This is a genomic window from Bacillus sp. C30, assembly GCF_040838255.1.
Taxonomy (GTDB): domain Bacteria; phylum Bacillota; class Bacilli; order Bacillales; family Bacillaceae_G; genus Bacillus_A; species Bacillus_A mycoides.
This window is the reverse complement of the sequence record NZ_JBFPJH010000324.1, coordinates 1-3,608: the sequence shown is the minus strand read 5'-3', so window position 1 is coordinate 3,608 and position 3,608 is coordinate 1. Positions and strand designations below refer to the sequence as shown.

The following is a 3,608-nucleotide window of genomic DNA, read 5'->3' as shown; positions in this document are numbered from 1 at the left end:
TACGATTTTTTTTTTCAAGCAGAAGACGGCGTACGATATCCTGAGATGTCTCGTGGGCTCGGAGATGTGTATAAGGGATAGTTATTATTCTATTTATACATGCGAATACGTTTCCTTATCAAGAAGCATTAATTATTATCGGCCTCTATGTCTCGATCCGAAGTACATCCAAGCTAAGAGACGCATATCAAAAAAATCAAAAACAACTAAAAGAATTAGACGAAGCACATGCTGAACTACAAGAAACAACGGTATTTTCTATGCGATATGCAGCTTTTACGGAAAGAACAAAATTAGCAAGAGAGATTCATGATGGACTTGGACATCAAATGACCTCACTTATTATTCAATTACAGGTTCTTAAGATTATCTTAAGGAAAAATCCTGCTGATGCCCAAGATCATGTTGAAGAACTTTTAAAGGTGGCACGAAAAGGAATGGAAGAAATCCGCGTCGCTGTTAAGGAATGGACAAGTGATGAAAAAGATCTCGGGCTTACTTCATTAAAAGGATTGATTTCACAGGTTCAAGCGAATTCTTTATTACAAATTGAGTTCATTCAAGCTGGAAATATAACAGAGTGGACGATGGAGGAAAGTACAATTCTGTATCGCATTCTACAAGAGTCTTTAACTAATGTCTTACGACATTCTAATGCAGATTCTGTTATTGTAAACGTAACAGAAATAGACGGAGTAGTAAAACTCACAATTGATGATAATGGTATATATACAGGGGATAAGCCATTAAAATATGGCTTTGGACTCAATGGTATGATAAAACGCTGTAAATCAGTTGGAGGTAATTGTTCCTTTTTTCTAAATGAACCAAAAGGACTTCGAGTTGAAGCCACTATTCCAATTCAGAAAAATGGAGGAGAAGTATGACAGAAAAGATTCGTATTGTGCTAGCTGATGATGAACCATTTGTTCGAAAAGGCCTATGCTATATTATTGAAATGCAAGATGACATGGAGATAGTAGGGGAATGTAAAGACGGTAAGGAAGCAATTAAAGTGGCTTTAGAAACTGCACCAGATATGGTAATTATGGACATTCAAATGCCTGACTTATCAGGCATTTGGGCTACTAAAAACATTATGAGTATATTACCAAACACAAAGGTTGTCCTATTAACAACATTTGATGTACAACAATATGTCTTAGATGGTATTCGAGCTGGTGCAGTGGGTTATATATTAAAAGATACTGAAACGGAGGAAATGCTAGATAGTATTCGATCTATGAATAGAGGGGCAATGATTTATAATAGCAAGACAGCAAATCAAGCTTTTACACAATTTATAAAACACGATAATAATGATTATAATTTAGCTGGCGAAGAACTTGAATATACGGAAACTCTAACTAAGCGGGAGATTGATGTTTTACAATTATTAGCTTATGGAAAACAAAACCATGAAATAGCTAAAATCCTTTATGTTTCCGAAGGGACAGTCAAAACTCATATCCATAATATTCTTCAAAAACTAGGTGTAACAGATCGTACACAAGCAGCTGTAATGGCAATTCGAAAAAAAATTGTAAAGTGATATCTGCTGTATGTAGTAAAAAGAATAAAATTTTAAATTAACATAGTGTTTTTCTAATTGAAATTAAACAGATCATAATAAAAAAGAAAGAGAGTATAGCATGGATAATACAACTGGTCTTATTATTTTAATTCTTATAATTCTCCTTCAACTAAAAGAAAGGGAATTGAAAGTTCAACGAATGTGGATTGCTCCTGTATTAATCGCATACTATACATTTACTCATGTATTTAACGATCTCGTATTAATAGAAACAGGTCTATTTGTAGTATTACTTGCTTTTGGAGGAATTGTAGGAGCTATGCGTGGTTCTACAACTATAATACGAATCGATAAAAATAATGGGAAGGTTTATGCTAAAAATTCTTATATCGCCTTAGGTATATGGATTGTTGTATTTATTTTACGTTTTATTGTAACGTATATTTTTAAAGGTTCAAGTCAGTATGCGCTAGGTTTAGTAACGAATGGTATTTTTTGCTTTATTGCGGCGAGTGAGTGTATAAGAAAAGTGATTCTATACTTAAAAGCAAAAAGTTTGATGCATTCAAAACATTAAGTATTGCTAAGGCTAATTTTTGTAGTATAGCAAATTTCAGTGTTTTTCTAACATCAACACATTGCCATCAAGTTAAGAAACTCATTGTTCCCCCAAAATGAAAAAATGTTATGCTCTCTGTATATTCCTACAGAGAGCATAACATTTTTTATGACTCTTTCTATTCAAAATGAACTACAATTGTTTACTGAGAAATTCCCCCGACATATGTCATCACATATCTTGGATAAATTAGCTAGAGAAATAGGATTTGTTCAACAGGAAAATAAATATTAGCATCTTTCTTCCAAGAACAAATAAAAGAAAGCGTTGATTCTTATCTTTATTATCCAGGAATATACTCAGGCGGCCAAGAAAATATTTAGTGCAATAGTTACTCGGAAGAATAACTGAAAAATAACATACGAGGAGATGGAAGAAATGAAAAACGAAAGAATTCAACAATTACAAGAAAATTGGGAGTTAGATAAACGTTGGAAAGGGGTAAAACGCCCGTATTGTGCCGAAGATGTTATTCGTCTTCGAGGATCTATCGATATTGAACATACACTAGCACGCCACGGTGCAGAAAAACTTTGGCAATCGCTTCATATAGAAGACTACATCAATGCGCTTGGTGCATTAACAGGAAATCAAGCAATGCAGCAAGTGAAAGCAGGTTTAAAAGCAATTTGTGTAAGTGGTTGGCAAGTAGCTGCTGATGCCAATTTATCTGGACATATGTATCCAGACCAAAGTTTATATCCAGTGAATAGTGTGCCCGCTGTTGTAAAAAGAATCAATCAAACGTTGCAACGTGCTGATCAAATTCAGCATATGGAAGGTGGCAGTGATATAGATTATTTCGTACCAATTGTTGCAGATGCAGAAGCTGGTTTTGGTGGGCAATTAAACGTATTTGAATTAATGAAAGGAATGATTGAAGCAGGTGCAGCAGGTGTACATTTTGAAGATCAGTTGTCTTCAGAAAAGAAATGCGGACATTTAGGTGGAAAAGTATTATTACCGACACAAACGGCGGTACGTAATTTAATTTCTGCTCGTTTAGCTGCGGATGTTATGGGCGTGTCGACAGTAATCGTGGCAAGAACAGATGCAGATGCAGCAGATTTAATTACGAGCGACATTGATCCAATTGATCAAGAATTTATTACAGGAGAAAGAACAACGGAAGGTTTTTATCGTACAAAAGCGGGGCTCAATCAAGCAATTGCACGTGGCCTAGCATATGCACCGTACGCAGATCTTATTTGGTGTGAAACGTCTGAACCAAATTTAGAAGATGCGAAGCGTTTTGCAGAAGCAATTCATAAGAGATACCCAGGAAAGTTACTCGCATATAACTGTTCACCGTCGTTTAATTGGAAACAAAAATTAGATCAAAAAACAATTGAAAACTTTCAAAAAGAAATGGCATCATATGGTTACAAACTCCAATTTGTAACACTTGCAGGATTCCATTCGTTAAACCACAGTATGTTCGAATTAGCACGCGGC

General features: G+C 35.0%; 3 protein-coding genes and 1 pseudogene. All 4 read left to right on the top strand.

Going from position 1 to position 3,608, the window contains the following annotated elements; genetic code table 11:
• Positions 1–74: 74 nt before the first annotated feature.
• Positions 75–887 (top strand): annotated as a pseudogene (locus tag AB3X49_RS19485) (sensor histidine kinase); the annotation flags it as partial.
• On the top strand, positions 884–1,552 hold the full coding sequence (locus AB3X49_RS19480) for a response regulator (RefSeq protein WP_367964150.1): 669 nt from the start codon (positions 884–886) through the stop codon (positions 1,550–1,552). The pseudogene AB3X49_RS19485 and the gene AB3X49_RS19480, both read left to right, overlap by 4 nt.
• Positions 1,553–1,652: 100 nt before the next feature.
• On the top strand, positions 1,653–2,111 hold the full coding sequence (locus AB3X49_RS19475; protein WP_367964147.1) for a CcdC protein domain-containing protein: 459 nt from the start codon (positions 1,653–1,655) through the stop codon (positions 2,109–2,111).
• Between the two features lie 420 nt (positions 2,112–2,531).
• Positions 2,532–3,608: isocitrate lyase (gene aceA / locus AB3X49_RS19470; RefSeq protein WP_367964145.1), on the top strand; the 1,077-nt coding region annotated here is incomplete at its 3' end.

Coding starts and splice junctions, on each gene's coding strand:
- AB3X49_RS19480 (WP_367964150.1), top strand. CDS start 884: ATGACAGAAAAGATTCGTATTGTGCTAGCTGATGATGAACCATTTGTT.
- AB3X49_RS19475 (WP_367964147.1), top strand. CDS start 1,653: ATGGATAATACAACTGGTCTTATTATTTTAATTCTTATAATTCTCCTT.